This is a genomic window from Microcella daejeonensis (assembly GCF_026625045.1).
GTDB classification, from domain to species: Bacteria; Actinomycetota; Actinomycetes; order Actinomycetales; family Microbacteriaceae; genus Microcella; species Microcella daejeonensis.
The window spans coordinates 1,977,103-1,994,605 of the sequence record NZ_CP113089.1; the positions used below are offsets into that span (position 1 = coordinate 1,977,103).

17 protein-coding genes are annotated in these 17,503 nt (G+C 72.1%); 7 read left to right on the forward strand and 10 right to left on the reverse strand.

Annotation, left to right across the window (positions count from 1 at the left end):
* Positions 1 to 31 precede the first annotated feature (31 nt).
* From OVN18_RS09635 to OVN18_RS09645, 3 genes are read left to right on the forward strand one after another with little or no spacing between them, the layout of a single operon-like run.
* Complete coding sequence (locus OVN18_RS09635) at positions 32 to 487, forward strand: hypothetical protein (protein WP_267780536.1); 456 nt, start codon at positions 32 to 34, stop codon at positions 485 to 487.
* A complete protein-coding gene (locus tag OVN18_RS09640) occupies positions 481 to 708 on the forward strand; it encodes a helix-turn-helix transcriptional regulator (RefSeq protein ID WP_267736810.1) in 228 nt (75 codons plus the stop codon). Before OVN18_RS09635 ends, OVN18_RS09640 begins: the two co-directional genes overlap by 7 nt.
* Positions 705 to 1,730, forward strand: coding sequence for an NAD(P)-dependent alcohol dehydrogenase (locus OVN18_RS09645; RefSeq protein WP_267780537.1), 1,026 nt, complete (start codon positions 705 to 707; stop codon positions 1,728 to 1,730). Before OVN18_RS09640 ends, OVN18_RS09645 begins: the two co-directional genes overlap by 4 nt.
* 141 nt (positions 1,731 to 1,871) lie before the next feature.
* Here OVN18_RS09645 and OVN18_RS09650 read toward each other — a convergent pair whose 3' ends face one another.
* From OVN18_RS09650 to OVN18_RS09675, 6 genes are read right to left on the reverse strand one after another with little or no spacing between them, the layout of a single operon-like run.
* On the reverse strand, positions 1,872 to 2,123 hold the full coding sequence (locus OVN18_RS09650) for a toxin-antitoxin system YwqK family antitoxin (protein ID WP_267780538.1): 252 nt from the start codon (positions 2,121 to 2,123) through the stop codon (positions 1,872 to 1,874).
* A 19-nt stretch (positions 2,124 to 2,142) separates the two neighbouring features.
* Positions 2,143 to 3,192, reverse strand: a complete 1,050-nt coding sequence (locus tag OVN18_RS09655; RefSeq protein WP_267780539.1) for a branched-chain amino acid ABC transporter permease — start codon at positions 3,190 to 3,192, stop codon at positions 2,143 to 2,145.
* On the reverse strand, positions 3,189 to 4,058 hold the full coding sequence (locus OVN18_RS09660; RefSeq protein ID WP_267780541.1) for a branched-chain amino acid ABC transporter permease: 870 nt from the start codon (positions 4,056 to 4,058) through the stop codon (positions 3,189 to 3,191). The genes OVN18_RS09655 and OVN18_RS09660 overlap by 4 nt, the downstream gene beginning before the upstream one ends.
* Positions 4,055 to 4,843 (reverse strand): ABC transporter ATP-binding protein, encoded by a 789-nt coding sequence (locus OVN18_RS09665; RefSeq protein WP_267780542.1) that lies wholly within the window; start codon positions 4,841 to 4,843, stop codon positions 4,055 to 4,057. The genes OVN18_RS09660 and OVN18_RS09665 overlap by 4 nt, the downstream gene beginning before the upstream one ends.
* Entirely contained in the window at positions 4,836 to 5,585 is a 750-nt protein-coding gene (locus OVN18_RS09670) for an ABC transporter ATP-binding protein (protein WP_267780544.1), read from the reverse strand. Before OVN18_RS09670 ends, OVN18_RS09665 begins: the two co-directional genes overlap by 8 nt.
* Positions 5,582 to 6,919 carry an ABC transporter substrate-binding protein gene (locus OVN18_RS09675; RefSeq protein ID WP_267780546.1) on the reverse strand — a complete coding sequence of 446 codons (1,338 nt, stop codon included), beginning with the start codon at positions 6,917 to 6,919 and terminating at the stop codon, positions 5,582 to 5,584. The genes OVN18_RS09670 and OVN18_RS09675 overlap by 4 nt, the downstream gene beginning before the upstream one ends.
* 215 nt (positions 6,920 to 7,134) lie before the next feature.
* Between OVN18_RS09675 and OVN18_RS09680 the strand changes: the two genes are divergently transcribed.
* The gene (locus OVN18_RS09680; RefSeq protein WP_267780547.1) at positions 7,135 to 7,929 is read left to right on the forward strand and encodes an IclR family transcriptional regulator domain-containing protein; all 795 of its coding nucleotides are present in this window, start codon (positions 7,135 to 7,137) and stop codon (positions 7,927 to 7,929) included.
* Positions 7,930 to 8,018: 89 nt separating this feature from the next.
* Here OVN18_RS09680 and OVN18_RS09685 read toward each other — a convergent pair whose 3' ends face one another.
* Positions 8,019 to 9,062 (reverse strand): maleylacetate reductase, encoded by a 1,044-nt coding sequence (locus OVN18_RS09685; RefSeq protein ID WP_267780549.1) that lies wholly within the window; start codon positions 9,060 to 9,062, stop codon positions 8,019 to 8,021.
* A gap of 163 nt (positions 9,063 to 9,225) precedes the next feature.
* Here OVN18_RS09685 and OVN18_RS09690 point away from each other — a divergent pair, with 163 nt between their 5' ends.
* The 3 genes from OVN18_RS09690 (at position 9,226) to OVN18_RS09700 (ending at position 13,769) form a co-directional block, all read left to right on the forward strand.
* Positions 9,226 to 10,122: an intradiol ring-cleavage dioxygenase gene (locus OVN18_RS09690; protein ID WP_267780550.1), complete on the forward strand. Its 897-nt coding sequence runs from the start codon at positions 9,226 to 9,228 to the stop codon at positions 10,120 to 10,122.
* Positions 10,123 to 10,192: 70 nt separating this feature from the next.
* Positions 10,193 to 11,944 (forward strand): FAD-dependent oxidoreductase, encoded by a 1,752-nt coding sequence (locus OVN18_RS09695; protein ID WP_267780552.1) that lies wholly within the window; start codon positions 10,193 to 10,195, stop codon positions 11,942 to 11,944.
* Between the two features lie 127 nt (positions 11,945 to 12,071).
* The gene (locus tag OVN18_RS09700; protein ID WP_267780553.1) at positions 12,072 to 13,769 is read left to right on the forward strand and encodes an ABC transporter ATP-binding protein; all 1,698 of its coding nucleotides are present in this window, start codon (positions 12,072 to 12,074) and stop codon (positions 13,767 to 13,769) included.
* Between the two features lie 60 nt (positions 13,770 to 13,829).
* On the opposite strand, the gene OVN18_RS09705 is transcribed toward OVN18_RS09700, so the two are convergent.
* The 3 genes from OVN18_RS09705 to OVN18_RS09715 all read right to left on the reverse strand — a co-directional run bounded on the left by OVN18_RS09705 (position 13,830) and on the right by OVN18_RS09715 (position 17,486).
* Positions 13,830 to 14,783 (reverse strand): ABC transporter permease, encoded by a 954-nt coding sequence (locus OVN18_RS09705; RefSeq protein ID WP_267736822.1) that lies wholly within the window; start codon positions 14,781 to 14,783, stop codon positions 13,830 to 13,832.
* Positions 14,780 to 15,784: an ABC transporter permease gene (locus OVN18_RS09710; RefSeq protein ID WP_267780554.1), complete on the reverse strand. Its 1,005-nt coding sequence runs from the start codon at positions 15,782 to 15,784 to the stop codon at positions 14,780 to 14,782. Before OVN18_RS09710 ends, OVN18_RS09705 begins: the two co-directional genes overlap by 4 nt.
* Before the next feature lie 70 nt (positions 15,785 to 15,854).
* Positions 15,855 to 17,486 carry an ABC transporter substrate-binding protein gene (locus OVN18_RS09715; RefSeq protein WP_267736826.1) on the reverse strand — a complete coding sequence of 544 codons (1,632 nt, stop codon included), beginning with the start codon at positions 17,484 to 17,486 and terminating at the stop codon, positions 15,855 to 15,857.
* Between the last annotated feature and the right edge of the window lie 17 nt (positions 17,487 to 17,503).

Consider the following 17,503-nt stretch of genomic DNA (forward strand, 5'->3'; position numbering starts at 1 on the left):
TTTACCTTGGGCGATGTCAGGAATTCTTGACATGCCGATCGAGGAAGGGATGCCCGTCATGGCGTTCGAGGAGAAGGGCGCGTGGGTCGCCCTCATCGTGGGAGTGATCGCGTACGCCGTGTACGTCGCCGTCGTGCTGGGTCGTGCGGCCGGCGGCGAGCTCGCCGACACCCCCTACGCCGACGCCCTGCTGTGGAGCATCGGGGCGGCCATCGTCGCCGGCATCCTCGTCACGATCGTCGTGAGCATCCTCACCCGTCGCGACGGGCTCACGAGCGACCAGCGCGACAAGCAGATCAGCGTGCGGGCCTCGCACTCCTCGCGCGCCTTCCTCACCATCGGGGTGCTCGGAGCGCTCGCGCTCGCCCTGCTCGAGGCCGACCCGTTCTGGATCGCCAACACGATCTACCTCGCCTTCGTGGTCTCCGGCCTCGTCGAGGTCGGCGCGCGCATCGCGCTCTACCGCGGGGTCATGCCCGCATGGTGAAGCCCACGAGCGTCACCAACAGCATCCGCGCCCTGCGGTTCGCCGCCGACGAGATGACCCAGGCGGAGCTCGCCCGGCGCATCGGGGTCACCCGCCAGACCGTCATCGCCATCGAGCAGGGGCGCTACTCGCCCTCGCTCGAGATGGCCTTCCAGATCGCCCGCGTGTTCGAGGCGCCCCTCGACGCGGTGTTCCAGTACCCGGCAGGAGCCGAATCATGACCGAGACCCAGCCCACCCCCTCTGCCCCCGTCGGCGCGGCCGCCACCATGCGCGCCGTCGTGCAGCACGCCTACGGCGAGACCGAGGTGCTCGACACCGTCACGCTGCCCCTGCCCGCGGTGCGCCCCGGCGCGGTGCGCGTGCGCGTCGAGGCCGTGAGCCCCGACGCCGGCACCGTGCACCTGATGCGCGGCCGGCCGCTCATGATCCGGGCCGTGCTCGGCCGGCGCCGCCCTCGGCAGCCGATCATCGGCCTCGCCTTCGCGGGAGTCGTCGAGAGCATCGGCGAGGGCGTGCGCGACCTCGCGGTCAGTGATCGCGTGGCCGGCACGGCTCCGGCGGCGATGGCCGAGTACGTCGTCGCGCGGGCGGATCGCGTGGCGCGCATCCCGAACGGCGTGACGATGGCGCAGGCCGCGACGCTGCCCGTCTCGGGCGGCACCGCCCTGCAGGCGCTGCGGGCCGCGGGCGAGCTGCGGCCGGGCGCGCGCGTGCTCGTCATCGGCGCGGGCGGGGGAGTGGGCTCGTTCCTCACCCAGCTCGCGGTCGCCCGCGGCGCCCGGGTCACCGGGCTCGCGAGCGCGAGCAAGGCGGCGTTCGTGCGCAGCCTCGGCGCCGAGCGGGTCATCGACCACCGCGCCGTGCGGGAGCCCGCCGACTGGGGGCGGTACGACGTCGTCATCGACACGGCCGACGGTCGCGCGCTGCACGTGCTGCGCCGCGCGCTCACCCCGCGCGGAACCCTCGTCATCGTCGGCGCCGACCACGTCGGCGGGCCCGTGCTCGAGGGCTTCGATCGGCAGCTGCGCGCCCTGCTGCTGAACCCGTGGGTGCGGCACCGGGTCACCTCGGTCGCCCAGCGCGAGAACGCCGCCGATATCGCCGCGCTGCTCGCCGAGGTCGCCGCGGGCCGGCTCGCCCCCGCTGTCGACGAGGTCGCGCCGCTCGCCGAGGTCGTGCCGGCGATGCAGCGGCTCGCGGCGCGCACCGTGCGCGGCAAGCTCGTCGTCGCGCTGCGCTGACGGTCGCGGGTGCCGTAACTCCTGCAGAACGGCCCCCGGGCGTCCGTCGAGGGCGTTCGGCACCGTTCTGCAGGAGGTCGTGCACGGCCCTCCTGCGGGCGGGGCTCCCGCGGGGGCGGGGCGGGATGCGCAGCCGGCGGGCTACTCCCCGAACGAGGTCGTGCGCACCGGCGCTTCGTGCCTGTCGTGCGTCGTCCACTCGCCGACCTGGCGGCCGCGGTCGAAGGCGCCGGATCGCATGAGCGAGCCGTCGGCCCGCCACCACTGCCACGCACCGTGCAGCTCGTCGCCGAGCATCCCGCCGCGGGCCTTGAGGGTGCCGTCGCGGTGGTGCTCCTCGCGGATGCGGTCGGGCGGGGTCGGGCGCGGGGGCGGGGTCGCGGGCTCGCTCATGCCGCCAGTATGTCCCCGCTCAGCGCCGTCGCCGCGGTCGCCCCGACTCGATCGGCGCCACCCGGTACCCCGTCGGGAACAGCGAGATGCCCCACCGCTGCTGCACGAGCCCCCACAGCCCGCGCCGGGCGAACAGCACGAACAGCACCCCGAGCACGCCGAGCACGATGAGGTAGGTCGAGCCGTAGTCGGCGAGCGACTCCCGCAGCACGAAGAAGACGATGGCCCCGATGAGCGGGCCCTCGAGCGTGCCGAGACCGCCGATGAGCACGATGAAGATCATGAAGGCGCTCCATTCGACGCTGAAGACCGCGTTGGGCTGCACGCGCAGGGTCGACAGGGCGAGGAGGGCGCCGGCGGCCCCCGCCCCCGCCGCGGCGGCGACGAAGACGAGGCGCTTCGATCGCTGCACGTCGATGCCCGAGGTGGCGGCGGCGATCGGATCGTCGCGCACGGCGGTGAGGGCGAGGCCGCCGCGCGAGCGCGCGAAGAGCACGCAGGCGACGACGACGATGACGAGCACCGCGAGCGCCCACCAGTAGACGGTCGCGATGCGCAGGATGCGGTCGAGCCCGCTGAGCGCCGAGAGCGAGATGCCCGAGCCGGCGCCGAGCTCGGGCACCTGCGACACGGTGAGGCGCAGCACCTCGGCGATGACCCAGGTGCCGATCGCGAAGTAGCCGCCGACGAGCCGGAAGGCGAGGAACGAGATGGGGATGGAGACGAGCGCCGCGATGAGCGCGGCGACGGGCACGGCGAGGAACGGGTCGAGCCCCACGAGATCGGCGATGAGCACGAGCCCGTAGGCGCCGATGCCGATGTAGGCCTGCTGCCCGATCGAGAGCATGCCGCCGTAGCCGGCGAGCAGGTTCCAGGTCGAGGCGAGGATGACGAGGATGAAGAGGCTCACGAGCGACTGGATGGTCGCGAGCCCAACGAGGTAGGGCAGCGCCGCGAGCACGACGACGGCGAGGCCGAGCATGCTCGTGCCGACGATCGAGCTGCGCGACCAGCGCGTGACGCGGAACGCGGCGGCCGACGGCTGCTCGGTGAGGGTCGGGATGCTCATGAGACGGCCGATCCCTTCAGCAGGCCCTGCGGGCGCACGGCGAGGAAGACGAGGAACACGAGGTGCCCGATGAGCACCTGCTGCGCGGGGAAGAAGGCGCCGCCGATCGTCTGCGCGAGGCCGAGGATCATCGCGCCCAGCAGCGTTCCCCACAGGTTGCCGAGCCCGCCGATGATCACCGCCTGGAACGCGAAGATGAGCAGCAGCGAGCCCGAGAACGGATTGAACGAGCTCTGGATGCCCGAGCTGAAGCCCGCGATGGCGACGAGCCCGAACGCGATCGCGGCCGCCGTCGCGTAGATGCGGCGCGGGTCGACGCCGCTCAGGGCGACCGTCTCGGCGTCGTCGCTCACCGCGCGGATGAGCCGCCCGTAGGCCGTGCGCTGCAGCACCAGGGAGAGCGCGGCGAGCAGCCCGACCGCGAGCACGAAGATCGTCAGCGGCAGCAGCCCGATCTGCAGGCCGAAAGGCAGCGAGAGCGAGGCCGTGTCGAAGCCGCCGAGGGTGAGGCGCCGTTGATCGGCCGACTGGGTGACGAGCAGCAGGTTCTGGATGATGATCGACAGCCCGAATGTGACGAGCAGCGAGGGCAGCGGCGAGGCCTCGAGGGTGCGCTGCAGCAGGAACCGCTGCAGCACCCAGCCCGCGGCGGCGGTGAGCGGCGCGACGACCAGGAGGGCGACGACGGGGGAGACCGCGAACACGTTGACGACGAGCAGCATGCCGTAGCTCGCGATGACGGCGACGTCGCCGTGCGCGAGGTTGACGAGCCGCATGACGCCGAAGAGCAGCGAGAGCCCGGCGGCGAAGAGGGCGTACTGGCCGCCGAGCAGCACCCCCTGCACGATCGGATCGAGCAGGTTCACGACTCCTCCAGTTCTGCCGCGTCGAGCGTGGTGATGGTGCCGGTCGGGGTGACGTGCGCGACGCCGGCGCCGAAGTAGGCGGCCGAGATCTCGTCCATCGTGAAGCCGCTGCCGGCGAGCGAGGTGGCCCCCTGCAGCAGGCAGTGCACCTCGTCGCTGACGGCGAGCGCCTGCCGCACGTCCTGCTCGACGACGAGGATGGACGTTCCCGTGCTCTGGATCTCGGGCAGGCTCGCGTACAGCTGCCCGATCACGGCGGGAGCGAGTCCGAGGCTCACCTCGTCGAGCAGCAGCACCTCGGGGTTCGACATGAGGGCGCGGGCGATGGCGGTTGCCTGCCGCTCGCCGCCGGAGAGGTCGCCCGCGGAGCGCGACCTCCGCTCCGCGACGAGGGGCATGAGCGCGTACACGCTCGACAGGTCCCACTGGCCGCGGCGCTTCGTCGACGCGCCGACGAGCAGGTTCTCCTCGACCGTGAGGGAGGGGAACAGCCGGCGGCCCTCGGGAACGAGGATGATGCCCGCACGGGCGCGCTCGTGGGCGGGCATCCGCGTGATGTCGGCGCCGTTGTAGAGGATGCGCCCGCCCGTCGGCGCCATCTGCCCTGCGAGCGTCTTCAGCAGCGTGGACTTGCCGGCGCCGTTGGCGCCGATGACGGCGAGCGTCTCGCCCCGCTCGAGCCGCAGCGAGATGCCGCGGAGGGCCGGCAGCTCGCCGTAGCCGGCGCGCAGCTGCTGCACCTCGAGCACGATCTCCTTGCCCGAGCTCGCGGGCGCCTCACGCATCCTCGTCCTCCTCCGGGTCGATGCCGAGGTAGACGCTCTTGACCCGCGGGTTCGCCATGACCTCGTCGGGGCTGCCGACCGCGATCACCTCGCCGTAGGTGAGGCACATCATGCGGGTGGCGACGGCGGTGAGCGCGTGCACGACGTGCTCGATCCAGACGACGGTGACGCCCGCGGCGAGCACCTCGCGGACGAGCTCGACGAGCTCGGGCACCTCGGCCTCGGTGAGCCCGCCGGCGATCTCGTCGAGCAGCAGCAGGCGGGGGTTCGCCGCGAGCGCGCGCGCGACCTCGAGCCGTTTGCGGTCGAGCAGTCGCAGGGATCCCGCCGCGACGTTCGCCTGCGCGTCGAGGCCGGTGCGCGACAGGGCCTCGATCGCCCGGGTCTGCGCCGTCGAGCCGCGCGCACCGCCGGCGAAGGATGCCGCGACGAGCATGTTCTCCATCACGGTCATGCCGGCGAAGGGGCGGGGGATCTGGAAGCTCGTCGCGATGCCCTGCCGCGCCCGCCACGCGGCCGGGCGACGGGTGATGTCGTCCCCGCGGTACTCCAGCCGTCCGCTCGTCGCCCGCACCGAGCCCGACAGCAGCCCGAGCAGGGTCGACTTGCCCGCACCGTTGGGCCCGATGATGCCCAGGGCCTCTCCGGCCTCGACGCGCAGGTCGAGGCCGGAGAGCACGGTGAGGGTGCCGTAGCGCTTGGTGAGCCCGCGCGCATCGACGAGCGGAGCGGCTGGGGTCACCGACCCGTCCAGTCGATCAGCTCGATCTCGCCGCCCGTGGGGATCTCGGGGTTGTCGGCGTTCGCGACGATGACGAGCTCGTAGGTGCCGTCGCCGTTGCCGCGCCACTGGCCGCCGACGAGCGGGGTGAGCGAGACGTTCGGCACGGGGCCGGCCGTGAAGTCGATCGTGCCGGCCACGGTGTCGGTCGTGAGCCCGGCGAGCGAGGCGCGCAGGTCATCCGTCTCGACGGAGTCGCTCGCGGCGATCGTGGCCGTCGCGACCTCGAACAGCGCGTGGGCGAAGCCGAGCGGCTGGGTCCACTGGCGACCGGTCTCCTCCTCGTAGGCGGCGGCGAGCTCCTCGGCGCTCTGCCCGGTGAGCGAGCTCGAGAACGGGTGCGAGGGGCTCCACCACACCTCGGTGGCGATGTTCTCGCCGTCGGCGCCGAGCGCCTCGACAGCGGAGGGGAACAGCAGCGCCTTGGCGATCGTGGCCATCTGCGGCTGGTAGCCCTGCTGGATGGCCTGCTGCCAGAAGGTCGTGAAGTCGGGCGGGATGGGGACGCCCATGAGGATGTCGGCTCCGGCGTCCTGGAACGCGGAGATCTGGGCCGAGAAGTCGGCCTGCCCGTTCGGGTACGCGCCCGGGTTGACCGGCGCGAGCCCGCCTCCCTCGATGATCGGGGCGAAGCCCGTCGTCGTGTCGGCCCAGGCGTTGCCGTCGGCGTCGTTCGGCAGCAGCTGCGCCACGGAGCCCCCGCCGGGCACGGCCGCCCACATCTCGCTGTAGACGCTGCCGACCTCGCCGAGGCCCCAGAAGAAGTGGTACGTGTAGTCGAAGCCCTGATCGGGCGTGCCGCCGCGGCCGAAGTACCAGGCCTGCCAGGGCGCCACGGTCGTGATGCAGACGACCTGGTTCGCCTCGCACTGGTCCGAGACGGGGTTGGTGGTCTCGGGCGTGGAGGAGGCGAGGATCATGTCGACGCCGTCGTCGAGGATGAGCTCGGCCGCGACGTCGGCGGCGCGCGCCGGGTCGCTCTGCGTGTCGGCCACGATGATCTCGACGCTGTACTCGGTGCCCGCGGCGTCGACGACGCCGTTCTCCTCGTAGTACGCGCGCACCTGGTCGAGCACGAAGCTGTCGGCCTCGCCGAAGGCGGCGAGCGGGCCGGTCTGCGGGGTGACGTACCCGATGCGGATGACGTTCTCGCCGTCTCCGCCGCCGCCGTCAGCGCCGCCGAGGGTCGGAGCGGAGCAGGCCGCGAGCAGGAGGACGGTGGACGCGGTCAGGGCGACCGGGGCGAGGATGCGGCGCCGCCGTCCTCCGCTGGATGGGTGCAGGAACGTGCTCATGGTGCCTCTCCTCAACGCCGTTGTTCGGATTGCGCAACACTGTGCGTATAGAGAACTATGCGACTCGGTCGTTCGGGTGTCAAGGAGCGCCGGGGTTGACACGAGGAGGCCCCTCGCTCACGCTAAGTTCGGCATGCGTACTTCGCGGCGACCGCCGCACGCCGGGCATCCCCTCGTCGGGGCCGCCCGCCCCCACTCCCGCAGGAACGGACCAGATGACCGCAGACAGCGCCGCCCCCCTCGTCGATCGGCCGACCGAGTTCGTGCAGTCGCTCGAGCGCGGCCTCGCCGTCATCCGCGCCTTCAGCGACGAGCGCCCGCGCCTGACGCTCTCCGAGGTCGCCCGCCACACGGGGCTCACCCGCGCGGCCGCGCGACGATTCCTGATCACGCTGCAGCACCTCGGCTACGTCGGCAGCGATGCGGGCCAGTTCTACCTCCGGCCCTCGGTGCTGCAGCTCGGCTACGCCTACCTCTCTTCGCTCTCGCTCGCCGACATCGCGCTCGAGCACCTCACCCCCGCCGCGGACGAGCTGCACGAGTCGTGCTCGGCCTCGGTGCTCGACGGTGACAGCGTGGTCTACATCGCTCGGGCATCCACCACCCGCATCATGTCGATCAATCTCGCCGTCGGCACCCGTCTGCCCGCCGCGACCACCTCGATGGGGCGCGTCATGCTCGCCTCGCTGCCCGAGGCCGAGCTCGAGGCGTTCCTCGCGGGCGTCTCGCTCGAACCGCGCACGCCCTCGACCATCACGACCGTCGACGCGCTGCGCGCCGAGATCGATCGGGTGCGCGAGCAGGGCTGGTGCGTGCTCGATCAGGAGCTCGAGATCGGCGTGCGCAGCGTCGCGGTGCCGGTGCGGGATGCCCGCGGCCAGGTCATCGCGACCGTCAACGCCTCGGCGCACTCCACCCGGGTGACGCTCGACACGCTGCGCACGACCTTCCTCGCGCGCATCCAGCAGGTCGCCGCCGGGATCGAAGCCGACCTCGCGGCCCGCCGCTAGCCGGGCCGCCCGCGTCGCGCGCCGGTAGGCGGGCCGACCGCGCGGCCGGCCGAGTCGTCCTCGGCGCCGCCCGTGCCGACCGCTCGCGCCTAGCCGAACGCGCCGCGCAGGATCCCCTCGATCGCCGCGCGGTCGACCGGAGCCGGGTGCTCGATCGGCAGCTTCGCCTCGACGATGCCCACGGCCTCCTCGAGCTGCGCCTCGGTGAGGCCGAGCTCGCGCAGTCCGCGGGGCGCGCCGGCCTCGCGACCGAGCTCGCGAAGACCCTCGACGGCATCGTCGACGCCGAGGGCCTCCGCGAGGCGTGCGGCGACCTCGGGGGCCGCGGGCGCGGTGAAGGCGAGCACGTGCGGCAGCACGACGGCGTGCGTCTGCGCGTGCGGCAGGTCGAAGGCGCCGCCGAGGGCGTGGCAGATCTTGTGGTGCAGGCCCGATCCGGCGGCGGCGAACGACATGCCGGCGAGGAAGGAGCCGTAGACGAGGCGCTCGCGGGCGGCGTCGCGGTGCGCGCCGCGGATCCCGCGCAGGCCCTCGGCCAGCGCGCGGACGCCCTCGCCGGCCATGAGGCGCACGATCGGGTTCGAGGCGGGCGTCCAGAACGACTCGACGCAGTGGGCCATGGCGTTGAGCGCCGAGGCCACGGCGAGGTCGTCGGGGAGGGTGGCGACGAGCTCGTCGTCGTAGACGACGCTGCGCGGCAGCACGCGGGCATCCACCCCCGTCTCCTTGCGCGCGGCGGTGGTGAGGCCCCAGACCGGCGTCATCTCGCTGCCGGCGTAGGTGGTGGGGATGGCGATGATCGGCAGGCCGGTGGTGAGCGCGACGATCTTGGCCGTGCCGGTGGTCGAGCCGCCGCCGATCGAGACGAGGCCGTCGACGTCGTGCTCGGCGGCGACGCGGCGGGCCTCCTCGGCGACCGCGTCGGGAACGTGCGGGCGCACCCCGCTGAAGCGCACCGCCACGCGGTCGCGCCACGGGGCGCTCAGCTCGTCGGCGAGCGCGCTCTCCGCCTCGGCGGCGATGAGCATGACGCGGCGGAGGCCCAGCGCCTCGAGCTCGCCCGCGACGGCGGTGCGGCTCGACCCGGCGCCGAACGTCACGCGGTAGGGGAGGGCGGTGTAGAGGAATTCCACGGGGTGCTCCTGTCGGTCGCGCGCGCTCGCCGCGTAATATGCGGATGCATGGTATTCGGATAGCGAACTTCGGTTCGCCTAGAGTACAGTGCGGCGAGGGGCGGCGACAGGGTCGACCCCGCGGCACTCGCACTCCCAGCAACCACAGAGAGGTGGCGGCGACATGACGGCAGAGCACGAGACCCTCGGCGATGCGCACGAGCAGGCGGCGCGCGAGCAGCGCGTGACCGACGAGGTCGTCGCGAGCTTCGAGGGCGCGGGGGATGCCCGGCTGCAGCACCTCATGCAGGCGCTCACGCGCCACCTGCACGCCTTCGCCCGCGAGGTGCGGCTGACGACCCCCGAGTGGGAGGCCGCGATCGGGTTCCTCACCCGTGCCGGGCACATCACCGACGACCGCCGGCAGGAGTTCATCCTGCTGAGCGACGTGCTCGGCCTCTCGATGCTCACCGTCGGCATGAACGCGCCCGCTTCCGCCTCGGCGACCGAGTCGACGGTCTTCGGGCCGTTCTTCCTCGAGAACAGCCCAGAGATCCCGCGCGGGGGCGACATGGGCGAGGGCGTCAAGGGCATGCCGTGCCACGTGCGCGGCCGGGTCACCGGCGTCGACGGCGCACCGATCGCCGGCGCCCGCGTCGAGGTCTGGGGCGCGGACGAGGACGGCTTCTACGACGTGCAGTACGTCGGCGACGTCGTGCAGGCGCGCGCGCACCTCTTCACCGACGCGAACGGCGAGTACGACTTCTGGACGGTGCAGCCGGCCGCGTACCCCATCCCGCACGACGGTCCCGTCGGCGACCTGCTCGCCGCGACGAACCGCTCCGTCATGCGCCCGGCGCACATCCACTTCATGGTCGAGGCCGAGGGATTCGAGACCCTCATCACGCACATCTTCGTCGCGGGCGACGAGTGGCTCGGCGACGACGCCGTCTTCGGCGTCAAGCAGAGCCTCATCCTCGACTTCGAGCGGCACGAGCCGGGCGAGGCGCCCGGCCGCCGCGTCGACGAGCCGTGGAGCTCGACCACCTTCGACATCGTGCTCGCGCCCACGGGCGCCTGAGCCTCGCATCCCGAGACCCCGCCGCACCGGCCCCGACGACCGCATCGACCCCCAGCACAGGAGACGCACCATGACCGAGATCCGCATCGAGACCGACGTCCTCATCGTCGGCAGCGGCCCCGCCGGCGCCTCGGCGGCCGTGTTCCTCGCCACCCACGGGATCCGCACCCACGTCATCACGAAGTACAGCTGGACGGCGAACACGCCGCGCGCGCACATCACCAACCAGCGCGCGATGGAGATCTTCCGCGACATGGGCATCGAGCAGCAGGTGCTCGCCGAGGCCGTGCCGCACCACCTCATGGGCGATACCGTCTTCTGCACCTCGCTCACGGGCGAGGAGCTCGGGCGCATGCACACCTGGGGCACCTCGCCCGCGCGTCACGCCGACTACGAGGCGGCGAGCCCGAGCCTCAACTGCGACCTGCCGCAGAACCTGCTCGAACCCATCCTCATCCGTACCGCCGCCGAGCGCGGCGCCGTCGTGCGGTTCTCGACCGAGTTCGTCTCGTTCGAGCAGGATGACGAGGGCGTCACCGTCACCGTGCGCGACCGGCTCACGGGCGAGGAGTACGGCATCCGGGCCCGCTACCTCATCGGCGCCGACGGCGCGCGCTCGGTCGTCGCCGCGCAGGCGGGCCTCGAGTACGAGGGCCGCATGGACATCGCCGGCTCGATGAACATCACCTTCAAATCCGACCTGAGCCACCTCGTCGCGCACCGCCCGAGCGTCCTCTACTGGGTACTGCAGCCCGGCTCGAACATCGGCGGCATCGGCATGGGGCTCGTGCGCATGGTGCGCCCGTGGAACGAGTGGCTCATCGTCTGGGGCTACGACATCACGCAGCCGCCGCCCGAGGTCGACGAGGCGGCCGCCATCCAGATCGTGCGCAACCTCGTCGGCGATCAGGAGCTGCCCGTCGAGATCACGGGCACCTCGCTGTGGGGCAACAACGAGATGTACGCCACGACCCTGTCGAACGGGCGCGTCTTCGGCTCGGGCGACGCGATCCACCGCCACCCGCCGTCGAACGGGCTCGGCTCGAACACCTCGATCGGCGACTCCTACAACCTCGCCTGGAAGCTCGCCTACGTCATCAAGGGCCTCGCCGGCCAGTCTCTGCTCGACAGCTACCAGGCCGAGCGCGCGCCCGTCGCGAAGCAGATCGTGCTGCGCGCCAACAAGTCGGGCGCCGAGTTCGGGCCCATCTTCGAGGCCCTCGGCGTGCTCGGCACGAGCGACCCCGTGCAGATGCAGGCGAACATCGACGCGCGGAAGGAGAACACGCCGGATGCCCGCGCCCGCCGCGCGGCGCTGACGAAGGCCATCGAGCTCAAGGACTACGAGTTCAACGCCCTCGGCGTCGAGCTGGGCCAGCAGTACGACTCCGCCGCGGTCGTGCCCGACGGCACCGAGCGGCCCGTGCCGACCCGCGACCCCGAGCTCTACTACGAGGCCACGACCTACCCCGGCGCGCGCCTGCCGCACGCCTGGCTGCTGCGCGACCGGCAGAAGGTCTCGACCCACGACGTCGCGGCCACCGGCGCCTTCACCCTGCTCACCGGCATCGCGGGGGAGGAGTGGGCGACCGCTGCCGAGGCCGCGGCCGCCGAGCTCGGCATCCCGCTCACCGCGATCGTCATCGGCCCGGGCCGCGAGGTCACCGACGTCTACAACGACTGGGAGCGCATCCGCGGCATCGAGGAGGACGGCTGCGTGCTCGTGCGCCCCGACAAGCACGTCGCCTGGCGCTCGCTCACGATGAGCGACGACCCCTCGACGGCCCTGATGGATGCCCTCCGCGCGGTTCTCGCCCGCTAGAGCCGCCCGTGCCCGCCCTCGCCGCGCCGCGGGCTGCTCGTCTGCGCGCGGCCCGCGGCATGTTTCCAGCCCGTGACGTCTGCGCGCTGCGCGCGCGCCGAGCGGCCGCAGCCGACAGAATGGTCGGATGAGTACGCCGTCGAGCCCCCTCCTCCAGGTCCGCGACCTCACCATCGGCTTCCGCACCCCGGGCGGCATCGTCGAGGCCGTCACCGGCGTCGATCTCGATGTCGCCGAGGGCGAGACGGTCGCCATCGTCGGCGAGTCGGGCTCGGGCAAGTCGACGACGGCGATGGCGGTCATCGGCCTGCTCGCCGGCAACGGCGACGTCTCCCGCGGCAGCATCCGCTTCGACGGCACCGAGCTCGTGGGGCTCGCCGAGTCGCGCATGCAGAAGGTGCGCGGCGCCTCCATCGGCCTCGTCCCGCAGGATCCGATGTCGAACCTCAACCCCGTCTCCAAGGTGGGCACCCAGGTCGCGGAGACGCTGCGCGCGCACGACATGGTCGGCCGCGACGGGCTCGACGCCGCCGTGCACGCCGCCCTCGCGGCCGCGGGCCTGCCCGACCCGGCGGCGACCGCCAAGCAGTACCCGCACGAGCTCTCGGGCGGCATGCGCCAGCGCGCTCTCATCGCCATCGGCCTCGCCTGCCGGCCGCGCCTCCTCATCGCCGACGAGCCGACCAGCGCCCTCGACGTCACCGTGCAGCGCACCATCCTCGACCAGATCGAGCGCATGACCGACGAGTTCGGCACGAGCGTGCTGCTCATCACCCACGACCTCGGGCTCGCCGCGGAGCGCGCCGCGCGCGTCGTCGTCATGAGCAAGGGCCGCGTCGTCGAGACCGGTTCGGCCGAGCAGATCCTCTCGCAGCCCGAGCACGAGTACACCCGCCGCCTCGTCGCGGCGGCGCCGAGCGTCGCCATCGCGCGCGCCGTGCCGATCTCGCGGCCGACCGCCGTCCCGACCGCCGTGGCGGGCGAGGGCGAGGGCTCCGACGGGTCGACGGGCGCGCCGACTGCCGCCGCTCCCGACGCGGTCGACAACATCGTCGAGATCCGCGACCTGACGAAGGTCTACCGCCGCCGCGGGCGCCGCGACGACTTCGTCGCCGTCGACGGCGTGAGCCTGAGCATCCCGCGCGGCAGCACCGTCGCGATCGTCGGCGAATCGGGCTCGGGCAAGACCACGACGGCGCGCATGCTGCTGCGGGCGATCGAGCCGACGAGCGGCAGCATCCGCTTCGACGGCGAGGACGTCTCGGCGATGGATACTGCGGCGCTCCGCCGCTTCCGCGAGAACGTGCAGCCGGTCTTCCAGGATCCGTACTCCTCGCTCAACCCCTCCTTCACGGTGCAGCGCATCATCGAGGAGCCGCTCGCCGTCTACGGCCGCGGCTCGGGCAGCGAGCGCCGTGCGCGCGTGCACGAGCTGCTCGAGCAGGTCTCGCTGCCGACGAGCACGGCCAGCCGCTACCCCTCGCAGCTCAGCGGCGGGCAGCGTCAGCGCGTCGCCATCGCGCGGGCGCTCGCGCTTAAGCCGCGCCTCATCGTCTGCGACGAGCCGGTCTCGGCGCTCGACGTGCTCGTGCAGGCGCAGATCCTCGATCTGCTCGCCGACCTGCAGCGCGAGCTCGGGCTCAGCTACCTCTTCATCAGCCACGACCTCGCCGTGGTGCGTCTCATCAGCGACCACGTCTGCGTCATGCAGAACGGGCGCATCGTCGAGCAGGCGCCGAGCGAGCAGCTGTTCGAGAGCCCGCAGCACCCGTACACGAAGGCGCTCCTCGCCTCCATCCCGGGCGCGGCGCTCGGCGCGGCCTAGTCCGCAGCGCAGGCGCGACCTCGCGGCCCGAGCAGGAGCCCGGGCCGCGAGGAACCCGCGTCAGCGGCGGGTGCCGGCCGTCGGGTCGAGCGCCTCGCGCAGCGACTCGCCCAGCAGGGTGAAGCCGAGCGCCGTGATGGCGATGCAGAGGCCGGGCAGGAACGCCAGGTGCGGCGCGATCGCCAGCTCGTTCTGCGCGTAGGTCAGCATGCGACCCCACTCCGCGGTCTCGGGGCGTCCGCCGCCGAGGCCGAGGAACGACAGCGCCGCGGCCTCGATGACGGCGGTGGCGAGGCTCAGGGTGCCCTGCACGATGACGGGGCCAAGGCTGTTCGGCAGGATGTGCGAGAGGCTCACCGCGCTCTTGCTGAGGCCGAGCGTGCGCGCTGCGAGCACGTACTCCTTGTTCTGCTGGGCGATCATCGACGACCGCAGCAGGCGGGCGAAGATGGGCACCTGCGAGACGCCGATGGCGATCATGATCGCGGCCGGGTTCTGCCCGAGGATGGCCGCGATGCTCACGGCGAGCAGCAGGTTCGGCACCGAGAGCAGGATGTCGACGAAGCGCATGATGACGTTGTCGATCCAGCCGCCGAAGGTTCCGGCGACCCAGCCGATCAGCATGCCGCCGGCGAGCCCGAGAGCCGTCGAGATGAGGCCGATGAGCAGCGAGGCCTGCGCTCCCCAGATGAGCTTGCTCAGCACGTCCCCGCCGAAGCGGTCGATGCCGAGCGGGAAGGCGGGGTTCTCGCCGATGCCCGGCAGGAAGGTCGGGGTGACCTCGCGCTGGCCGGGCAGCGCCTCGCCCGGGTAGGGGGCGAGCACGGGGGCGAGCACGGCGATGAGCACGAACGCCAGCACGACGAGCGCGCCCGCGATGGCCTGCGGATTGCGGCGCAGTCGACGCCAGGCGTCGCGCCAGAGGCTCGAGCCGGCGAGGTCGGCCGAGGCCGAGCCGCCGGGGCGGGGAGTTCCGCCGATCGGAGCGGCGGCGGGAGGAAGGCTGTTGGTCATTGAACACGCACCCGGGGGTCGATGATGCTGTAGCTGATGTCGACGAGCAGGTTGATCAGGGCGTACAGGATCGCGATGAAGAGGATGAAGCCCTGCAGCACGGGGAAGTCGCGTCGGAAGATCGCGTCGGCGAGGAAGTTGCCGATGCCCGCGAAGGCGAAGACCGTCTCGGTGAGCACCGCGCCCGAGATGAGCAGGCCGAGCTGCAGACCGATCGTCGTGACCACGGGCAGCAGCGCGTTGCGCAGCACGAAGCGGTCGCGGATGAGTCCGCTCGAGAGGCCCTTGGCGCGCGCCGTGCGCACGTAGTCGGCGCCGGTGACCTCGAGCACGGATGCCCGCGTGATGCGCGCGATGATGGCGAGCGGGATGGTGCCGAGCGCGATGCCCGGCAGCACGAGGTGCATGAGGGCGTCGCCGGAGGCGTCGAACTCGCCCGTCAGCAGCCCGTCCAGGACGGCGAAGCCCGTGACGTCGGTGGCGTCGATGCGCGGATCCTGACGGCCGTCGGGCGGGAACCAGCCGAGCTCGACCGCGAAGACGTACTTGAGGATGAAGGCGAGGAAGAAGACCGGGATGGTGACGCCGAGGAGGCTCACGACGACCGCGACGTGGTCGGGCGCCTTGCCGTAGTACTTGGCGGAGAGGTATCCGAGCGGGATTCCGATGCCGATCGCGACGATGAGGGCGACGATCGTGAGCTCGATGGTGGCCGGGAAGCGGTTGGCGAACTCCTCGAGCACCGGGCGGCCGGTCTGGATGGAGACCCCGAAGTCGCCCGAGAGCAGTCGACCGATGTAGGTCACGTACTGCTCGAGGATGGGGCGGTCGAAGCCGTAGGCGGCGTTGACCTCGGCGACGCGCTCGGGCGTGGCGCGCTCGCCGAGCAGTGCGGTGGCGGGTCCTCCGGGCAGTGAGCGCACCCAGAGGAAGAGCAGCAGGGAGAGGCCGAACAGCGTCGGCACGAGCAGCGCTACCCGTTTGCCGATGAGACGGAGCACGAGGGGGGTCCTTCCGGTCGCAGGGGGACGGGGGCGGAACCCGTGGGTTCCGCCCCCGTCTCGGGCGGTACTACTCGGCCAGCTCGATGAGGTTGAACACCTCGTCGTTGACCGGGCTCACCGGGTAGCTCTCCACGCGCTCGCCGAAGGCGAGCGAGGGAGCCGGGTGAGCGAGCGGCACGGCCGGGATGAACTGCGCGATCTGCTCGTTGATCGACTCGTAGAGCGGCAGCTGCTCCTCGAGGTCGCCGAGGCCGCGGGCCTCGTCGAGCGCGGAGAACAGCTCGGGGTTGTCGAAGCCGAACTCCGGCTTCTCGGCCCCGAAGAAGACGCCGACGAAGTTGTCGGTGTCGTTGTAGTCGCCCGTCCAGCCGAGGAGGTGGATGCCGTGGTCGGGCGTGTTCTGCACGCGGTTGAGGTACTCGCCCCACTCGTTCGGCTGCGGGTTGACCTCGATGCCGATCTCGGCGAGCTGGCTGCTCAGGTTGGTGAAGACCTGCTCAGGGGTGGGCATGTACGGCCGCGAGATGTTCGTCGGGTAGTTGAAGTCCAGCGAGAACCCGTCGGGGTACCCGGCGTCGGCGAGCAGCGCCCGCGCGGCCTCGGGGTCGTAGTCGTACGTGGTGACGTCCTCGTTGTAGCCGGCGACCACGGGCGGGATGAACTGGGTGGCCAGCTGCGTGCCCTCGGGGAGCGTCTGCGCGATGAGCTGCTCCTTGTCGATCGCCTGCGAGATCGCCTGGCGCACGCGCACGTCGGCGAGCTCCGGGATGGCGTGGTTGAAGCCCAGGTACAGGATCGTGAACGGGTCGCGCGGCACGATCTGGAAGCCGGCGTCCTCGAGCGCGACGGTGTCGGCGGGGGCGACGAGGTCGTACCCGTCGATGCTGCCGGCCTCGAGCGCCTGGCGGCGCGCGTTCGGGTCGTCGATCACGCGGAAGATGATGTCGGTGACATCGCCCGCCTCGCCCCAGTAGTCGGGGTTCGCGCTGAGCTCGAGCTGCGATCCGACGTCCCACGACTCGAAGACGTAGGGGCCGGTGCCGGTCGGGTGCGCCGTGGCGTACTCCGAGAGCACAGGGGCCTCGTCGGTGCCGCCGACCTCGTCGGCGCCGTACTCCTCGAGAGCCGTGGGGCTCTGCATCGAGAAGGCGGGCAGCGAGAGGGAGGCGATGAATCCGGCGAACGGCGTCGTCAGGGTGATGACGGCCTCGGTCTCGCCGGTGGCCTCGCAGCTCTCGTAGAGAGCGGCCTCGTCACCCGCGTAGCCGCGGAAGAGGCTGCCGTAGTAGTACGCGAGGCCCGGGCTCTGCGCCAGGCCCTCGAAGTTGTACCAGCGGTCGAAGTTGGCGCACACGGCCTCGCCGTCGAAGGGGGTGCCGTCGTGGAAGCTCACGCCCTCCTTCAGCTGGAAGGTGTAGCTGAGGCCGTCCTCCGACTGCTCCCACGACTCGGCGAGCAGCGGTGCCGGATCGGCCGACCCGGGCTCGACGCCGACGAGGCCCTCGAACATCTGGCGGGCGACGCGGAAGGACTCGCCGTCGCTGGCGAAGGCCGGGTCGAGGCTGACGGGATCGCCCGAGGCGGCGAAGACGAACGTGCCGTCGGGGCCGTCGCCCTCTCCTGCGGATCCGTCGCGCTCGCTCTGCACGCAGCCGGTGAGCGCGATGGCTCCCGCTGCGAGCATGGCGAGGGCGGCCATGGGCCGTGTGTGTCGCG

Coding starts and splice junctions, on each gene's coding strand:
- OVN18_RS09645 (WP_267780537.1), top strand. CDS start 705: ATGACCGAGACCCAGCCCACCCCCTCTGCCCCCGTCGGCGCGGCCGCC.
- OVN18_RS09715 (WP_267736826.1), bottom strand. CDS start 17,486: ATGGCCGCCCTCGCCATGCTCGCAGCGGGAGCCATCGCGCTCACCGGC.
- OVN18_RS09650 (WP_267780538.1), bottom strand. CDS start 2,123: ATGAGCGAGCCCGCGACCCCGCCCCCGCGCCCGACCCCGCCCGACCGC.
- OVN18_RS09675 (WP_267780546.1), bottom strand. CDS start 6,919: ATGAGCACGTTCCTGCACCCATCCAGCGGAGGACGGCGGCGCCGCATC.
- OVN18_RS09695 (WP_267780552.1), top strand. CDS start 10,193: ATGACCGAGATCCGCATCGAGACCGACGTCCTCATCGTCGGCAGCGGC.
- OVN18_RS09705 (WP_267736822.1), bottom strand. CDS start 14,783: ATGACCAACAGCCTTCCTCCCGCCGCCGCTCCGATCGGCGGAACTCCC.
- OVN18_RS09640 (WP_267736810.1), top strand. CDS start 481: ATGGTGAAGCCCACGAGCGTCACCAACAGCATCCGCGCCCTGCGGTTC.
- OVN18_RS09665 (WP_267780542.1), bottom strand. CDS start 4,843: ATGCGTGAGGCGCCCGCGAGCTCGGGCAAGGAGATCGTGCTCGAGGTG.
- OVN18_RS09680 (WP_267780547.1), top strand. CDS start 7,135: ATGACCGCAGACAGCGCCGCCCCCCTCGTCGATCGGCCGACCGAGTTC.
- OVN18_RS09700 (WP_267780553.1), top strand. CDS start 12,072: ATGAGTACGCCGTCGAGCCCCCTCCTCCAGGTCCGCGACCTCACCATC.
- OVN18_RS09690 (WP_267780550.1), top strand. CDS start 9,226: ATGACGGCAGAGCACGAGACCCTCGGCGATGCGCACGAGCAGGCGGCG.
- OVN18_RS09635 (WP_267780536.1), top strand. CDS start 32: ATGCCGATCGAGGAAGGGATGCCCGTCATGGCGTTCGAGGAGAAGGGC.
- OVN18_RS09655 (WP_267780539.1), bottom strand. CDS start 3,192: ATGAGCATCCCGACCCTCACCGAGCAGCCGTCGGCCGCCGCGTTCCGC.